The 13,806-nt window shown below is 38.9% G+C and carries 16 protein-coding genes and 5 tRNA genes (1 of these 21 only partly in view); 15 read left to right on the top strand and 6 right to left on the bottom strand.

The genetic code is table 11. From position 1 onward, the window contains the following. The 9 genes from ACLGGR_RS05000 to ACLGGR_RS04960 form a co-directional block, all read left to right on the top strand. A tRNA-Gln gene (locus ACLGGR_RS05000) sits at positions 1–2 on the top strand (it extends 70 nt beyond the left edge of the window). A gap of 7 nt (positions 3–9) precedes the next feature. After that, positions 10–84: transfer RNA gene (locus ACLGGR_RS04995), tRNA-Gly, on the top strand. A gap of 5 nt (positions 85–89) precedes the next feature. Beyond that, a tRNA-Cys gene (locus ACLGGR_RS04990) sits at positions 90–160 on the top strand. 14 nt (positions 161–174) lie between these two features. Beyond that, positions 175–263, top strand: a tRNA-Leu gene (locus tag ACLGGR_RS04985). Positions 264–299: 36 nt separating this feature from the next. Next, positions 300–381, top strand: a tRNA-Leu gene (locus tag ACLGGR_RS04980). Between the two features lie 175 nt (positions 382–556). After that, a complete protein-coding gene (locus ACLGGR_RS04975; RefSeq protein WP_410972601.1) occupies positions 557–838 on the top strand; it encodes a hypothetical protein in 282 nt (93 codons plus the stop codon). Positions 839–842: 4 nt separating this feature from the next. Continuing rightward, on the top strand, positions 843–1,310 hold the full coding sequence (locus ACLGGR_RS04970; RefSeq protein ID WP_410972600.1) for a hypothetical protein: 468 nt from the start codon (positions 843–845) through the stop codon (positions 1,308–1,310). A gap of 421 nt (positions 1,311–1,731) precedes the next feature. Next, the gene (locus tag ACLGGR_RS04965) at positions 1,732–2,526 is read left to right on the top strand and encodes a phosphotransferase (protein ID WP_410972599.1); all 795 of its coding nucleotides are present in this window, start codon (positions 1,732–1,734) and stop codon (positions 2,524–2,526) included. 18 nt (positions 2,527–2,544) lie between these two features. Beyond that, entirely contained in the window at positions 2,545–3,249 is a 705-nt protein-coding gene (locus ACLGGR_RS04960; protein ID WP_410972598.1) for a hypothetical protein, read from the top strand. A 34-nt stretch (positions 3,250–3,283) separates the two neighbouring features. Here ACLGGR_RS04960 and ACLGGR_RS04955 read toward each other — a convergent pair whose 3' ends face one another. The 5 genes from ACLGGR_RS04955 to ACLGGR_RS04935 all read right to left on the bottom strand — a co-directional run bounded on the left by ACLGGR_RS04955 (position 3,284) and on the right by ACLGGR_RS04935 (position 6,074). Continuing rightward, positions 3,284–3,826, bottom strand: coding sequence for a histidine phosphatase family protein (locus ACLGGR_RS04955; RefSeq protein WP_251215766.1), 543 nt, complete (start codon positions 3,824–3,826; stop codon positions 3,284–3,286). A gap of 62 nt (positions 3,827–3,888) precedes the next feature. Further along, positions 3,889–4,086 (bottom strand): hypothetical protein, encoded by a 198-nt coding sequence (locus ACLGGR_RS04950; protein WP_087975674.1) that lies wholly within the window; start codon positions 4,084–4,086, stop codon positions 3,889–3,891. A 142-nt stretch (positions 4,087–4,228) separates the two neighbouring features. After that, positions 4,229–4,498, bottom strand: a complete 270-nt coding sequence (locus ACLGGR_RS04945; RefSeq protein ID WP_410972597.1) for a hypothetical protein — start codon at positions 4,496–4,498, stop codon at positions 4,229–4,231. Positions 4,499–4,562: 64 nt separating this feature from the next. After that, complete coding sequence (locus ACLGGR_RS04940; protein WP_410972596.1) at positions 4,563–5,252, bottom strand: DUF1963 domain-containing protein; 690 nt, start codon at positions 5,250–5,252, stop codon at positions 4,563–4,565. A gap of 18 nt (positions 5,253–5,270) precedes the next feature. Then, entirely contained in the window at positions 5,271–6,074 is an 804-nt protein-coding gene (locus tag ACLGGR_RS04935; protein ID WP_410972595.1) for a DUF2262 domain-containing protein, read from the bottom strand. Positions 6,075–6,615: 541 nt separating this feature from the next. On the opposite strand from ACLGGR_RS04935, the gene ltaS reads away from it, so the two are divergent. Both ltaS and lepB read left to right on the top strand, forming a co-directional pair. Then, positions 6,616–8,559, top strand: coding sequence for a lipoteichoic acid synthase (ltaS, locus tag ACLGGR_RS04930; RefSeq protein WP_410972594.1), 1,944 nt, complete (start codon positions 6,616–6,618; stop codon positions 8,557–8,559). A 155-nt stretch (positions 8,560–8,714) separates the two neighbouring features. Continuing rightward, the gene (lepB, locus tag ACLGGR_RS04925; protein WP_024425343.1) at positions 8,715–9,281 is read left to right on the top strand and encodes a signal peptidase I; all 567 of its coding nucleotides are present in this window, start codon (positions 8,715–8,717) and stop codon (positions 9,279–9,281) included. Between the two features lie 41 nt (positions 9,282–9,322). Here lepB and ACLGGR_RS04920 read toward each other — a convergent pair whose 3' ends face one another. After that, a complete protein-coding gene (locus ACLGGR_RS04920) occupies positions 9,323–10,618 on the bottom strand; it encodes a homocysteine synthase (protein ID WP_142946817.1) in 1,296 nt (431 codons plus the stop codon). A gap of 266 nt (positions 10,619–10,884) precedes the next feature. Between ACLGGR_RS04920 and ACLGGR_RS04915 the strand changes: the two genes are divergently transcribed. From ACLGGR_RS04915 to ACLGGR_RS04900, 4 genes are all read left to right on the top strand, one after another. Beyond that, entirely contained in the window at positions 10,885–11,040 is a 156-nt protein-coding gene (locus ACLGGR_RS04915) for an FbpB family small basic protein (protein ID WP_410972593.1), read from the top strand. 163 nt (positions 11,041–11,203) lie between these two features. Then, positions 11,204–11,971 (top strand): ABC transporter ATP-binding protein, encoded by a 768-nt coding sequence (locus ACLGGR_RS04910; RefSeq protein WP_410972592.1) that lies wholly within the window; start codon positions 11,204–11,206, stop codon positions 11,969–11,971. Between the two features lie 28 nt (positions 11,972–11,999). Next, positions 12,000–12,977 (top strand): aliphatic sulfonate ABC transporter substrate-binding protein, encoded by a 978-nt coding sequence (locus tag ACLGGR_RS04905; protein ID WP_410972620.1) that lies wholly within the window; start codon positions 12,000–12,002, stop codon positions 12,975–12,977. Next, positions 12,974–13,804, top strand: coding sequence for an ABC transporter permease (locus ACLGGR_RS04900; protein WP_048240186.1), 831 nt, complete (start codon positions 12,974–12,976; stop codon positions 13,802–13,804). The genes ACLGGR_RS04905 and ACLGGR_RS04900 overlap by 4 nt, the downstream gene beginning before the upstream one ends. Positions 13,805–13,806 lie beyond the last annotated feature (2 nt).

Below are 13,806 nucleotides of genomic sequence, written 5' to 3'. Positions count from 1 at the left end.
AGTTGATGTGCGGAAGTAGTTCAGTGGTAGAACACCACCTTGCCAAGGTGGGGGTCGCGGGTTCGAATCCCGTCTTCCGCTCCAATAATGGCGGCATAGCCAAGTGGTAAGGCAGAGGTCTGCAAAACCTTTATCCCCGGTTCAAATCCGGGTGTCGCCTTTTTTGAAAAGACTGCCGGGGTGGTGGAATTGGCAGACACACAGGACTTAAAATCCTGCGGTAGGTGACTACCGTGCCGGTTCAAGTCCGGCCCTCGGCACCATGTTTTTTAATATAAGATGCGCTCTTTAATGATCATGCCGGTGTGGCGGAATTGGCAGACGCGCACGACTCAAAATCGTGTTCCTCACGGAGTGCCGGTTCGACCCCGGCCACCGGTATCTAGTTTTAGATATTCTTTATTGTCGTCAATTACAGAAGAATTAAGGAATATCAACGATTAAAACGTCTTTCTACAAATTGTAGGAGGGCGTTTTTTATTTGTTTTTTAGCTGATTTTACACACGACAAAATTACTTCAAATCGCGTTCACTACTGAAAGGGTGAATTAGCTAAATGGCAAGACGTAAAAATATTTTAGACCAAGGTGAATTGGCAATATTAGAAAAGAAAATTAAGTCTTATGTTGAATTATTTGTTAAGGACTGTGAGTTAAGAAATTTAAGACCACATACTATTCAGTATTACATGAATGAATTTAAGGCGTTTCTTAATTCTCTAACAGCAAAAGGAATAAATATTGCTGAATCAAAGCCTTACAATATGACAGAGTTATATATTAAGGAGATTAACTTTTACTTTATTGATGGTTACCTTATTATTAAACTAAAGGGGTAGGATAATGGAAGAAGGATTGGATAAATTGTACACAGGAGATGTTGTAATGATTACGGTTAAAAATGCTGAAAGTTATCTTAAAGATAGCATTGGTGAAGATACAATTGATATAAAAAAGGTTTGGGAAACATTTAAGGATTTTTCAAAGGAGACAGTTGAGGGCGAAGAAGATAAAGAAATTTTATTTCAGTGTGGTGTCTATGATTTTACAGGAGAGGAACTATTTCATTTTGACTTTGTACGTCAGTTTACAGTTTATGAAGAAGATGATTATTCTCACATGGAACAACTACACTGTGAATTTTTATTTAAACCAACAAGCGAGTTAAAAAAGTTAAAGGTAGTAGAGGAATGGTCAATGGATTATGACGATATAGATCATTTTTTTCATCATATTGAAAGTATTCATGAGTTTAAAATACCTTTGAGTTTAAAGCCGATAAAATCAGAAATATATCAAGAAGAACTTTAATTCTTATTTCATTAACGGTGCTTTATTTTAAGAGAATATACCTTGTTTTTTTGGAATAATTTATCAAGGAGTGCGGTTCGACCCCGGCCTCCAATATCTATTGAAGGTTTCATGAGTGGTTTTTACCATCAACCTAACGTTTCACCCTCGTGGTGAAACGTTTTTTTGTGGTTTAAATGAGTTATTTAGATAAAAATAGAAACCTATTAGAATAGAATGAGCATGTACTACTGTTAACAGTATAATCTTTAGTTGTTTTGCAACATTTGATAAGATACATTTAACCATGTAAGGAAACAAAATGGGGCAGCATATTCACATAAAACAATGTACTACCTTTGAGTAACTAAATGAATATTTGTGGGTACATACACATCTTTAGCTGACTTCAACATTGTGACCCAGTTTAAGGGGAGAATTTATGAAAAAACAAAATGATCATGAGGAGTTATTGGCAGGTGGAAATGTCTCAAACGTATATCGATCGGGAGATACGGTTCGTCGAGAAGTAAAGTCAGACAATATCAATATACGAAAGCTGCTAAAGCATTTAGAAAAAAAGAATTTCTCCTATGCTCCAAAGTTTTTAGGGATTGATGAAAAAGGTAGAGAGATCTTGTCTTTCATTGAAGGCGTAGCCGGTCATGATCCTTTAAAAGAATACATGTGCTCTTCTGATGTCTTAAAAGATATAGCGAAAATGCTTAGACTGTATCATGATGCTGTTCGTGATTTTCCCATTTCAGACGATTGGGAACGAATGGACAATACGCCTGGCGAAATAGAAGTTGTGTGCCATAATGATTTTGCGATGTACAACATCATTTTCAATAGTGAAAAACCAGTAGGTATCATTGATTTTGATGTAGCTGCTCCTGGTCCGAGACTTTGGGATATCGCTTATACCCTTTATACATGTGTGCCTCTCAGTAGATTTTTTCGCACTGAAATAGGGGAGGTCGTGAATTATCTTTCATTACACCATGCAGACCAGATAAAGCATAGAGTGAAGCTGTTTTTTGAATCTTATGGTGAGGAAATAGCAGAAGATTATTTGGATATGGTGCTGCTTCGTTTAGAAGGGTTATGTCAATATATGAAACGAAAAGCGAGTGAGGGTGATATCGCTTTTCAAAACATGATTCAAGAAGGACATCTTGAACATTATCAAAAAGACATTCAATTTATTCATGAACATAGAAAAGATTGGATGTAAAGAGGCGGCGTTGTGATCATGCAAACGAAGACGATATTGCAAGCTATCATTCAAGACGAGGGAGTAAATGATTATCCTCTTTTTAGACAGTACTGTGTGAGAAAAGAACAGGGCCTGCGTAAAGATGCGCTAAAAGTTCTTCAGGCCTTTATTGAAGAGATGAAAGAGAACGATTTTGAAGTACAGCGTGAATTTGCGGCTTGGCTGTTTGAGTGGATTGAACGATTTGAGGATGGTCATCATCTGCTTGTGTATCCGCTGGTAAATGGGGTGATCCAGCCTGTTTTTCAAACGTGGGAGAAAGTTGATCCATTGGATGTGAGACTGTATCGGTGGCAAGGTTTGTTTGTGCATCAGGGAGAAGGGCTGCCTCATTTATTGAAGGCACTAGAGCTTGGGGGCAGCAAGGAACAGCGTGTGATTGTTCAAATTTGTGAAATCTATTTATCGGCCTTGTGGTATTCGTTTCATCATATACATGAAGATCTTTATTTAAGCACCTATGAGAAGGATCAAGAGAGAATTCAAGGGATTGAACGTGTTATGATGCTGATTCAAGATAAAAGAACTCGTACCAATGTTCAAAAACAAGCCGTCTATTATGGCCAGCTTTTAACGGACTGGATGGCGTTTCAGCAGACGGAGACAAGAGGCTTTATGAAATGGTGTGCAGAGCGTAAAAGGCCGTATGAGTGGGTAGAGGCATTTTATTATCAGCAATAGATGAGAAAACGGCAGAGTTCATTCTGCCGTTTTTTTAATGCCATATTCGTTCTGTTTCTATATGACCTGGACTAAAATATTTCAGAATATAGACATCTGGATTACTTAGTTTCTCCCACTCTTCGAATCCAATCGTTGGATCGGCGTGTTTAAGAAGAAGGCTCATGATATTGCCATGTGTGACGAATAGGGTATGATCTTTTTCTAATTTTATTTGTTCGTGGAGTGCTTCTACAATACGATTCATGGCTTCTTGGCTCGATTCTCCGCCTTCACAGGTCATATGTAAATCTGTAAAACTCAGTTTTAGCTTCTCATACCAATTGTCTATTGGCTTATTGCTTAATACACGTTCAGAGAGGCGCTGATCGATTTTTATCTCGAGCTGCTGTGCATGAGCAAGGGGTTCAATGGTTTGGATCGCTCGTTTATATGGACTTGAGATGATCTGATTGAGATGAATGCTGGAAAAAAACTGTGCCAGTTCCTGAGATTGAGTGATGCCTTGTGGCGTTAAAGCTGCATCTTTAGATTGTCCATCTGCTTGGCAGTGTCTGACGATATAATATGTTTTCATTGGATACACCTTTCATTGAGTATAAAAAAATCATCCAGTATTGGATGAGGATTTACGAAGGTCTAGGTAAGCTTGTTTGTGTCTGTTTCTTTATAGGGATCTGTGAGCTTGGAGGTCAGGTCTAGGTTGAACAAAAAATCATCGACGGTGTCTGTGCCAAAGGGAAGTGTGGAGAAGTTGATTGGGATGCTGTCTTCTTGCTTTTCTGAAGTGACTTGCTGTGCAGGCTGTTTTTTTCTCCAGTTCTTAAATAAGCGCATGTGAGGCCCCCTTTTCTTTGAAAAAGATGGATTTATACATAATATACGGGGAGAGTTGTCCAGGCGTCAAATGTTTTCTTCAAAAGGAACGATTCAATTGATAAAACAAGAGCCACAGGAAAGTGCGGCTCTTGTTGTCAGTTTACATTGCACGTTGTAATGCTTGTAGTAATTTACGTTCGCAACTTAAGTTGTATCGTTTTTTATGGAGTTTATCCGTTTTAAACTTGCCTATAACACGTCGAACATCGGGATGATAAATGATGAGGTCCCTGCAAGTTTGATCATGTAATAGGGCTTGAAACCAGCTAGATTTTTTGAGATGTGCTGCGTTCCTCGAGATATCCTCTTCATCCACTTGTAGAAAAGGGATATACACAGCAAATGAAAAGATGTCTAAAATGAATCCCATTTTGCTTCCTCCTTTCATATTATTCATTACGCTTAGGAGAAGGCAAGGTTTCATTCAATAAACGTTAAAAACAATCCCAGTGCATAAACCATTCTTTTAATTCTTTGTCGTAATAGAAATACATTGTGCTGTTATCACCAATCATGAAACGAGGTTTTTCTTCTGAGGCGATTTGCAGCATGAATTCGCCTTGTTGTTGATGAGGTGGGGATTGAATATACGCCCCATATCCACCGATTTTTGTGAACGAATAATTTGTGTATTGATTAAAGAAGTGGTCTGTCGCTTCTTCACTTTCGTTTACTTCTGTTAGATCCACATATGACCATGCTTCTTCCCAGCAAGGGAAATCCCTTTGTTCACTTTCGTTCCATTGGATTTGAAAGGGTTTGAGTCCTCTCACTTCTTCAGGAGTTTCAACTACTTCTAATTCTTCGATTGTTGAATATTCAATGAGTTTCCAGCCTTCGCCGTTTTTGGTGAGATCAATCGGAAGTGCTTTTTGGTTGAGAAAAATTTGAATCATCTTACATTCATTGAAGCCGTTCATTCCTCCTGGCACTTCTGGTAAATAAATTTGTAAAATCGGAATCATGGCCCCATCTTGATCTGTCGGCCAGCCCTGATTAGGATCAATAAAAAAATGGCCGGCAAACCAGCTGTGTACAGCTGGATCAGGACGGAATCCGCCAATTTTGGCGATGGCTGGCGTTTTCCCAATTAGATTTAATTCTTGAAAAGCTTTGATCTCCATCTATTGTTCCTCCAGCCTTTAGCCTGCAATGTGTGCATCTTGAAATGTGCCATTTATATTTCCTGTGATAATAATGACATGTCCCCAAAATAAATCACCGTCATGATAGTAGACTTCAAACTCTCCCTCAGGGTAAACATGCAGGCTTTCAAGTGAAATGCGGCTCATAAATTGATTTAGTGTGAGTTCTTCTTGCTTTTCAGCTGATTCGTCTTGTTCCTGCCAATCTTTTGCTAGATTTATCAGCTTGTTCGCGGCAAATGATTTAATAGAAGAATCCCATTTGGCTTGCTCTTGGATGAGCTTTCTTGCTGTTCGAAGAGAGTCCTTTATTTTTTCATCTTCTTCGAGGTTGAAGTAGAGAAGGCACTCTTCATTGCTCCATTGGATTGTCTTTTCAAATAAGTCTAGTCCTTTCACTAACTCAAAGGTTCCGAGTGTATCATCATGATAAAACACAGGCTTTTGGGCTTCTTCTAAGATTTCTTGAAGTGCTGGATCCTTTGTGTCTGTATCAATCAAAGATACAAGCATGAATTCGCCTTCGCCTTTTCGGACCTGAAGTGTAACGATTGATTCTTTATGTAATTGTGCCTGCTTTTCTCTTAATCCCTCGTCATCTGTTAGCCAGCAAAGTCTTATATTTTCGGTTGTGATATGGCCGTTTTCTTTCCAAGTAATCAGTGGAATAGAAGCGGTCCAAAGAGGTGCCTGTCCTGCTTTTCCTGCCCCTACACCAGAAGGTCCTGTAACAGCAATGATAGTGACAATATCTTCTGAAAATCTTTCTTCAAAAGTGTTGATTTGTTTGTTAATCTTCATATGATGTCCTCCAGCCTGATTTTTTTGTCATGAACATAAGGATGATATGATCAAAATCTACCTCTTAATCACACCGCACATCAGTAGGGGAAATCAAGCTTTTTTTGTTTAAAACTGTTTTTTTAGGGAGGTACATGGATTAATGGAGGTTGAGTCACAATAAAAGAAGCATGGCTCGAATTTTGTATAAATTTGGGTAAGTGAGTCGAAAAGCCTAGGTGATTCTTCCTTTTCTTTATAATTACTTTGACACGAATAGATGAAAAAAGTAAAGTAATACTGAGTGATTTACAAAACCTTCTTCATCCACTAAAACATGAAGTGTGTGTAAATTTAATGTAAATGGATATTTTTCCTTTTATTTACTCGTATTTTTTTTGAAACTTATGATGCTTTTCATTCGTTATATTAAAGGAGCGCATGTATCCGGCGGAGACAGAGCATCGGCATGCTTGGCGAAGAAGATTTACATTTGCAAAATGAATGTAAATTTTTTATGATTTCATTTATATCAGAACGATGATAAGAAAGAAGAGGTTTTATGAAAAAAATATTTGCAAACAAATATAGCTTTTTTGTTTTGGCTGTCCTTTTATTCTGGGCAAAATCGTACACAGCCTACAAAATGGACTTTAATTTAGGAGTAAAAGGTTCTTTTCAAGAGGGGCTTCTCTTATTGAATCCATTTAGTTCAGCCATTGTGTTTTTTGGACTTGCTCTCTTTTTGAAGGGGCGTAAATCTGCCATTGTTTTAATTGTTATTGATTTTATTATGACCGCACTTTTATATGCAAATGTAGCGTATTACCGTTTCTTTGATGACTTTTTGACTTTCTCAACAATGAAGCAGGCAGGTAATCTTGGGGGAGGCATGACTGGCGGTGTGTTAGCAAGCATTAAGCCGCATGATCTTTTATACTTCCTTGATATTATCATCTTGATTGCCATTGTCATTTGGAGACCAGAAGTGAAGAAGTTCCAAATGAAAAAGACGTTTGCACTGCTGATTGTAGCTGCAGGTATTGGATTGTTCTTTGTAAACCTTCATTTGGCTGAAAAGGATCGTCCAGAATTATTAACGAGAACCTTTGATCATAAGTATGTTGTCAAATACTTAGGTGTTTATAATTATACGATTTATGATGGGGTACAGGCAGCACAAAACGCAACACAGGTAGCAAATGCAAGCAGTGAAGATTTAACGGATGTTGTGAACTATACGTCTTCTCACTATGCGAAGCCAAATGCAGAGTATTTTGGGAAAGCAAAAGGTAAAAACATTATTAAAATTCATTTAGAAAGCTTCCAGTCTTTCTTAATTGACTACAAATTAAATGGAGAAGAAGTGACTCCATTTTTAAACAAACTGGCTCATGGGAAAGAAGATTTTACGTATTTCGATAACTTTTTCCATCAGACTGGTCAAGGGAAGACATCAGATGCTGAGCTGATGATGGATAATAGTATGTTTGGCTTGCCAGAGGGAGCAGCATTTGTGACAAAGGGTGAAAATACCTTCCAATCACTCCCTGCCATCCTAGATCAAAAAGCAGGCTATACGAGTGCAGTGCTTCACGGGGACTATAAATCTTTCTGGAACCGTGACACGATTTATAAACATATGGGAATTGATCAATTCTTTGATGCTTCCTATTACAACATGGATGAAGAAAACCTTGTGAATATGGGGCTGAAAGATAAACCGTTCTTCAAAGAATCAATCCCAATGCTAGAATCAATGAAAAAGCCATTTTATGCACATTTAATGACGCTGACAAATCATTATCCATTTAATTTAGATGAAAAAGATGCAACAATCGCTAAGGCAACAACGGGCGATAAAACAGTCGATAATTATTTCCAAACAGCAAGATATTTAGATGAGTCATTAGAGCAATTCTTCAAAGACTTGAAAAAATCAGGTATGTATAAAGACTCAGTCATTTTATTATATGGTGACCATAACGGTATTTCTGAGAACCATAACCGTGCAATGAGTGAAATTCAAGGGAAAGAAATCACTCCTTATCAAAATGCACAAAATCAGCGTGTTCCGCTCATGATTCGTATCCCTGGTAAGCAGGGTGGCGTCAACCATACGTATGGTGGTGAAGTCGACGTCATGCCAACACTTCTTCACTTACAAGGTATCGATTCAAATGAATTCGTGAATTTTGGAACAGATCTATTCTCTAAAAAGCATGATCAGACCGTTGCCTTCCGTAATGGAAACTATGTGACACCGAAATATACACTTGTCGATAATACCGTTTATGATACGAAAACGGGTAAAGTGGTGAAACAAAATAAAGAGACAGAGGCGGTTAAAGCCCGTGTTGATAATCAGTTAAGTCTTTCAGATAAAGTGCTCTATAGGGATCTTCTTCGATTCCATAAGTTATCTGATTTCAAACCAGTGAATCCATCGGATTATTTCTATGGTAAAGCAAACAAAGAAAAAGAAGCGGATTCTTCTGCTAACTAACTGAGTTTTGGGCAAGCACAGAAAGGTGCTTGCCTTTTTCTCTCTCATTGCTTGATTTGTTGGCAAAATATGTTTATATTTAGGGAGAAACAAGCGTGATGCCGGCTGGCAGCTGGTGACACACATTTCGTCCTTGGGGAATTCAGGAGGAGCTTATGACAACAAATACAAAAACACAAAAAAAGAAATCAGAATTATGGGGCTGGATCAAAGCCATCTTAATTGCATTTATTGCTGTTTTTATCATTCGGAACTTTTTATTCGCGCCATACATTGTCAAAGGATCTTCTATGTATCCGACATTGCATGATACAGAGCGGGTGTTTGTGAATAAAACGGTTGATTATTTCGGTGATTATAAACGGGGACAGATCATTGTTCTTGATGGGGAAGACCGCAGCACCCATTATGTTAAACGATTGATTGGTTTACCTGGTGATAAAATTGAAATGAAAAATGATCAGTTATATGTCAATGGAAAAAAAGTGGCTGAGCCTTACTTAGCGTCAAACAAAAAGAAAGCAGCTGCAGATGGTACCTTGCTGACACCTGATTTTGGTCCTCTGACTGTTCCAAAAGGAAAGTACTTTGTCATGGGTGACAATCGCCAAAATTCAATGGACAGCCGCAACGGATTAGGTCTTTTTACAAAGCGTGATATTCAAGGAACTACCTCATTTGTATTTTATCCTTTCCAAGACATTCGATTACTCAATCATTAATAAACAAGAAAAAAGCACACAGCCGTGTGCTTTTTTCAATGTCATTCAGACTGACTTTTTGTAATCGCCTGTTCAAGATCTGCAAGAATATCTTCAATCGCTTCTGTGCCAACAGATAAACGAATGAGCTCTGGTGTGACACCTGTCGCTTTTTGTTCTGCTTCGCTTAATTGTTGATGCGTTGTGCTGGCAGGATGGATGATGAGCGATTTAGAATCGCCCACGTTTGCGAGATGGGAGAAAAGCTTCACAGAATCAATGAGCTTTTTACCTGCTTCGCGTCCACCTTTAATACCGAATGTGAGGATTGCGCCTTGTCCTTTTGGTAAATAGGTTTGCGCAAGCTCATAGGATTCGTGACTTTCAAGGCCCGGATAGCTTACCCAATCGACAAGAGGGTGATCCTGTAAGAATTGTGCTGTTTTCAACGCATTTTCACTATGCCGCTCAAGACGAAGGTGTAATGTTTCTAAGCCTTGCAGAAGTAAAAATGAGTTGAATGGCGACAGAGCTGCTCCTAAATCACGTAAGAGCTGTACTCGTGCTTTTGTGATATAAGCCGCTTCTCCAATTGCTTCTGTATATGTCAGCCCGTGATAGCTTGGATCTGGTTCAGTCAGCCCTTTGAACTTATCGCTGTCAGTCCAAGGGAATCGGCCGCTATCAACGATGACGCCGCCAATTGATGTACCATGACCGCCAATAAATTTCGTCGCTGAGTGGACGACAATGTCTGCACCGAACTCAATAGGTCTTAATAAATAAGGGCTGGCGAGTGTATTGTCCACAATAAGCGGGATATGATGCTTGTGTGCAATGGCTGAGATGGCTTCAATATGTAAAATGTCGCCTTTTGGATTCCCAATGCTCTCTGCATACACTGCCTTTGTTTTGTCTGTAATCGCTGCTTCAAGTTCTTCAAGGTTGGATGAATCGACAAATTTCACAGTAATTCCGAGTTTTTTGAGTGTATGGGCAAATAAATTGTAGGTGCCGCCATAAAGACTGCTTGAGGAAACGATTTCATCCCCAGCTCCTGCAATGTTTAAAATAGAATAAGTCGTCGCTGCTTGTCCAGAAGAAACAGCAAGTGCACCAATTCCACCTTCAAGCTCAGCGATACGCTTTTCAAATACGTCATTTGTAGGGTTCATAATACGTGAATAAATATTTCCCGGTTCCTGAAGACCGAATAAATTCGCTGCATGCTCACTATCTCTAAAACCAAAGGAGCTTGTTTGGTAAATAGGCACGGCTCTTGAATAGGTCGCTGAATCAAGCTCCTGACCTGCGTGAATGGCTTTTGTTTCTAAACGAAATGGACGTTCTTCTGACATGTGTATATCCTCCTTTTGTTAGATAAAACCAACTGTTTTGATAAGAAATATTTAATAAGACTATAAATCTTGTTCCTTGCTCGGTCAATCATTTTTTAGATAAATCTGAAAAAACAATAAATATAGTTGACAGGTAGGAATAGTGTGTATTAACATGAGCATACTGAAAACACGAACAAGAATGGCTGATCGGTCAACCGAAGGCTCTATCACTCAAGCATGAGTGAAGAGCCTTTTTTTTATTTGAATAAGAAAGGATGATGAAGATGGAAAAAAAGAAAAAACGAAAAAAATACAGAAAACACATGGATATCACACTAGACATATTGATTGAGCGGAACAAATATGAGATTTACAGTAACAAGGACCGAATAGAAGCGATTTACGATCGAATCGATGAAAAGCATACAAGGACAAAATAACCATTTTATAAAATTGAGTTGATTTATATGATTAATATGATTTAGGATGGTGCTAACAAATCAATATGATTAGCTGATCGGACAACACGAAGGCTCTTATCTCTTTTTTGGGATAAGGGCCTTTCTGTGTATTTATCTGATCGCAAGAGGAGTGGAGGTTTCAATGACGATTTCAATTGATATTGTGGATAAATCCTTTTGGAAAGACAAACAGACCATTCGGGTACTTGAAGACTTGAGATTGAGCATCATTCCCGGTGAATTTGTAACAGTGATAGGTCCGAGTGGATGCGGGAAAAGTACATTGCTAAAGATCATAGGCGGGCTCGACACAGCGTATCATGGGCAAATTTTGATAGGAGACAGACGGATCACAGAGCCAGGAATGAAACAAGGCTTTATCTTTCAGGAACACCGCCTGTTTCCATGGCTGACGGTCGAAGAAAACATAGCAGCCAATTTCAATTTAAAACAACAGGATGTACGCCGCAAAGTGGATGAATTGATTGAAATTGTTCGATTAAAAGGATTTGAACATGCTTATCCACATGAGCTTTCAGGAGGAATGTCACAACGGGTTGCCATTGCGAGAGCACTCCTTCGTGATCCGGAGATCTTATTGCTTGATGAACCATTTGGTGCGCTGGATGCATTTACACGAAAACACTTGCAGGATGTGCTGCTGGACATTTGGCAGGAGAAAAAAACAACGATGATGCTCGTAACTCATGATATTGATGAATCGATTTATTTAGGAAATGAAATTGTGCTAATGCAAGCGAGACCTGGCCGAATCCATAAGATTCTTCCTGTGAACCTGCCTTTTCCGCGTGATAGAACGTCAACCGCTTTTCAACATTTAAGACAAAAGGTGCTTTCAGAATTTGAGAAAACAGATGAATTGTTACTAAACGATGGATCAGGGATTTAGGGAGGGACATCGCATGAAAAAGAAACAAATGATCGTTATCTTTTTGAGTCTTTTACTTGTTTTAGCTGGGTGTGATCAAGCAGCAGACGGTTCGGAAAACAAGGTGAAAGAAATTCGGATTGGGATTCAGCAAAGTTTGAGCCCGCTTCTTTTAGCAAAGGAAAAAGGTTGGTTTGAACAATCATTTGAAAAAGAAGGAGTGAAGGTAAAGTGGGTGGAGTTTCAAAGTGGTCCTCCCCAATTTGAAGGACTTGCTGCAAATCAATTAGATTTCTCACAAGTTGGTAACTCACCTGTCATCGCAGGTCAGGCAGCAGGTATTGATTTTAAGGAAATTGGTTTATCTCAGGATGGGCTGAAAGCGAACGGTATTTTAGTAAATAAGAACAGTGAGATTCAAAAAGTAGAAGATTTAAAAGGGAAAAAAATCGCTGTCGCTAAAGGGAGCAGTGGCTTTGACTTTTTATACAAAGTATTAGATCAGGCAGGGTTATCTGCGAAGGATGTACAGATCATTCAGCTTCAGCCTGATGAAGCGATATCTGCATTTGAAAATGGGTCCGTTGATGCTTGGTCGATCTGGGAGCCGTTCTTATCCCTTGAAACGATAAAGAAAGGAGCAAAGCTTCTGGTGAATGGGGAAGCGACCGATTTATATTCTCCAGGTTTCACACTTGTTCGAACTCAGTTTGCTGATCAGCATCCTGAACTAGTAGTGAAATTCTTAAAGGTATATGACCATGCGGTGAAGTGGCAGAAATCACATCCAGAAGAGGCTGTTACGCTATATGCGCGTTTAAAAAATTTAGATAAGAAGGTCGTCACACAAGTATTAAACAATACGGAACCACTCAATAAGCCCATTTCGAAGAAGATCATCAATGCTCAGCAGCATACCGCTGATTTTCAATATAAGACAAAGGCCATCCAGCGGAAAATTGATGTTAATCAGGTTGTAGATAATTCGTTTATTAAAAAAATGCTGAAAGAGGAGATGGATGAATGAAAGCTATTTCGAATCCGGCTTTAGCATCTAAAATCGAGCGGACAAAGAAAAAAAGGAGAAAAGCTTCTTCTTTATATAAGTTAAAGGGACTGGTATTACCTGTTCTACTTATTGCGGTTTGGCAGATCATAGCTGGTTCTCAAATCGTTTCTTCCACTGTACTTCCTGCGCCTGTCTTGATTGCAGAATCCTTTCGAGATTTATTTCGTTCTGGTGAACTGTTTGGTCATCTTTACATCAGTCTTTATCGAGCGATATGTGGATTTTTACTTGGGGGTGGTTTAGGTCTTTTGCTTGGCGTATGCGTAGGGTTTTCTAAAAAAACAGAGCAGTATGTAGATCCGACGTTGCAAATGCTGAGAACCGTTCCACATTTAGCGGTCACTCCTTTATTTATCCTCTGGTTTGGCTTTGATGAAACGGCGAAAATTTTATTGATTGCACTTGGCGCTTTTTTTCCGATTTATATTAATACGTTTCTAGGTATCCGCAGTGTAGATAATAAGCTGTTTGATGTGGCCCGCGCCTTAGAGTTTAATCTGTATCAAAGCATCACAAAGCTGATTTTACCGGCTGCACTTCCTCATATTCTTCTGGGCGTGAGGCTGTCATTAGGAATTGCTTGGCTTGGTCTAGTGGTAGCTGAGTTGATGGGTTCAAGCAGCGGCGTCGGCTATATGATTATGGATGCAAGGCAATTCTCTCAAACGGATAAAGTGTTTGTAGGAATTATCATCTTTGCAGTAGTAGGTAAGCTGACAGATTCATTTGTACGTCTGTTAGAAAAGCGTCTGCTCAAGTGGCGCACTAGTTATCAAGGTGAATAATA

This window comes from Bacillus sp. BD48 (assembly GCF_046566805.1).
Taxonomy (GTDB): domain Bacteria; phylum Bacillota; class Bacilli; order Bacillales; family Bacillaceae; genus Bacillus; species Bacillus safensis.
This window is presented reverse-complemented; position numbering and strand designations above follow the sequence as displayed.

Bases quoted from the DNA above. Each gene is read 5' to 3' on its own strand.
- ACLGGR_RS04940 (WP_410972596.1), bottom strand. From the start codon at position 5,252: ATGGAGATCAAAGCTTTTCAAGAATTAAATCTAATTGGGAAAACGCCA.
- ACLGGR_RS04945 (WP_410972597.1), bottom strand. From the start codon at position 4,498: ATGGGATTCATTTTAGACATCTTTTCATTTGCTGTGTATATCCCTTTT.
- ACLGGR_RS04900 (WP_048240186.1), top strand. From the start codon at position 12,974: ATGAAAGCTATTTCGAATCCGGCTTTAGCATCTAAAATCGAGCGGACA.
- ACLGGR_RS04915 (WP_410972593.1), top strand. From the start codon at position 10,885: ATGGAAAAAAAGAAAAAACGAAAAAAATACAGAAAACACATGGATATC.
- ACLGGR_RS04975 (WP_410972601.1), top strand. From the start codon at position 557: ATGGCAAGACGTAAAAATATTTTAGACCAAGGTGAATTGGCAATATTA.
- ACLGGR_RS04955 (WP_251215766.1), bottom strand. From the start codon at position 3,826: ATGAAAACATATTATATCGTCAGACACTGCCAAGCAGATGGACAATCT.
- ACLGGR_RS04910 (WP_410972592.1), top strand. From the start codon at position 11,204: ATGACGATTTCAATTGATATTGTGGATAAATCCTTTTGGAAAGACAAA.
- ACLGGR_RS04965 (WP_410972599.1), top strand. From the start codon at position 1,732: ATGAAAAAACAAAATGATCATGAGGAGTTATTGGCAGGTGGAAATGTC.
- lepB (WP_024425343.1), top strand. From the start codon at position 8,715: ATGACAACAAATACAAAAACACAAAAAAAGAAATCAGAATTATGGGGC.
- ACLGGR_RS04935 (WP_410972595.1), bottom strand. From the start codon at position 6,074: ATGAAGATTAACAAACAAATCAACACTTTTGAAGAAAGATTTTCAGAA.
- ACLGGR_RS04950 (WP_087975674.1), bottom strand. From the start codon at position 4,086: ATGCGCTTATTTAAGAACTGGAGAAAAAAACAGCCTGCACAGCAAGTC.
- ACLGGR_RS04905 (WP_410972620.1), top strand. From the start codon at position 12,000: ATGATCGTTATCTTTTTGAGTCTTTTACTTGTTTTAGCTGGGTGTGAT.
- ACLGGR_RS04920 (WP_142946817.1), bottom strand. From the start codon at position 10,618: ATGTCAGAAGAACGTCCATTTCGTTTAGAAACAAAAGCCATTCACGCA.
- ACLGGR_RS04960 (WP_410972598.1), top strand. From the start codon at position 2,545: ATGCAAACGAAGACGATATTGCAAGCTATCATTCAAGACGAGGGAGTA.
- ACLGGR_RS04970 (WP_410972600.1), top strand. From the start codon at position 843: ATGGAAGAAGGATTGGATAAATTGTACACAGGAGATGTTGTAATGATT.
- ltaS (WP_410972594.1), top strand. From the start codon at position 6,616: ATGAAAAAAATATTTGCAAACAAATATAGCTTTTTTGTTTTGGCTGTC.